The following is a 1,227-nucleotide window of genomic DNA, read 5'->3' as shown; positions in this document are numbered from 1 at the left end:
GTCTCCGCCAGGTGCAGGGCAGCGCCGATCTCGACGTTGGAGGAGCCGCGCGCCAGCTCCACGAGCACGTCGCGTTCGCGCCCGGTCAGCTCGCCATGGAGCCGTTGAGCCGGTCCAGCGCGTCGGTCATGTGGGCTTCGAGGCGCTCGAGCAGGACCTTCTCGTCGCCGGACTCGATGGCGTCCACCAGTCCCTTGTGCTCGTCGACCAGCGCCTGGACGTCCGCGTGGTACTTGTCCTGCAGCGCGGTCAGGCACATCCGCTTCTCCACCAGCAGGGTCTGCGCCATGCGCTGCAGCCGCGCGCTGCCCGAGACCCGCACCAGCGTCTCGTGGAACTCCTGGTCGGCGTCGGCCAGCTCTATCGGGTCTCCCTTGCCCGCGGCCGCGACCATCCGGCTCTGCGCGGCGGTCAGCTCGGCCACCGCCTCCACCCGGTGGTGGCGCACGATCTGCTCGCACGCCGCGCGCTCCACCGCCAGCCGCGCCAGGTAGATGTCCTGGACGTCCTCGGCGTCGAGGTCCATCACGAACAACCCGCGGTGCGGCTCGCTGCGCAGCAGTCCTTCGGCGACCAGCCGCTGCATCGCCTCCCGCAGCGGGCCGCGGCTGACGCCCAGCCGGGCGGCCAGCTCGGCCTCACCCAACTGGCTGCCGGGTGGCAGCGATCCGTACATGATCGCCGCGCGCAGCTGATCGGCCACGATCGCCGCGGTCGACTTGCGCTGCACCGGCTCTAACTCACCCGGCTGCTGGTTCTGCTCGTCGGTCCCGAGCACCTGACACCATCTCCTCAATCCGGGGAGCCACTGCGCTCCCCGACTGCTCCCCTGCGGAACAGCTCGCCCAATCCGTCGCGCGCCTGCTGATCCCCGGCGAGCCGCAGCGCCTCCCAGGCGCTGACCTGGTTGGCCGTGAGCACCGGCTTGCCGAGCTCCTCCTCCAGCTCGTCCAGCCACGCCGCGGTGTGCAGCGCGGTGTCGGGCATCAGCAACGCATCGGCCCGGTCGTCGTCGTTGGCCGCGGCGAAGGCCAGCACCTCATCGCGCCCGAGCGTGCCCACCTCGGCGGCGGTGATGATCCCGCGGCTGGACAGCCGCACCACCTCCAGCTCGGCGGCCTGCAGGAACTCCACGAACTTCGCGGCCACATCAGCCGGGTAGGTCGCGGCCACCGCGACCCGCCGCAGCCCGAGACGTGCTGCGGCGTGCACGAACGCGAAGGAGGT

Annotated in this window: 2 protein-coding genes; both read right to left on the bottom strand. The window is 71.6% G+C overall.

What is annotated here, in order from left to right; all coding sequences use genetic code 11:
• Positions 1 to 85: 85 nt before the first annotated feature.
• Complete coding sequence (locus ABTZ89_RS38790; protein ID WP_270953886.1) at positions 86 to 778, bottom strand: GntR family transcriptional regulator; 693 nt, start codon at positions 776 to 778, stop codon at positions 86 to 88.
• Positions 779 to 792: 14 nt separating this feature from the next.
• Positions 793 to 1,227, bottom strand: a 435-nt coding sequence (locus ABTZ89_RS38785; protein WP_502949659.1) for an aspartate racemase/maleate isomerase family protein, incomplete at its 5' end; no start/stop codon positions are given.

This window comes from Saccharopolyspora sp. NPDC002686 (assembly GCF_040295745.1).
GTDB lineage: Bacteria > Actinomycetota > Actinomycetes > Mycobacteriales > Pseudonocardiaceae > Saccharopolyspora > Saccharopolyspora oryzae.
Note: the sequence above shows the minus strand (reverse complement) of the source record. Positions and strands in the feature narration are given on the sequence as shown.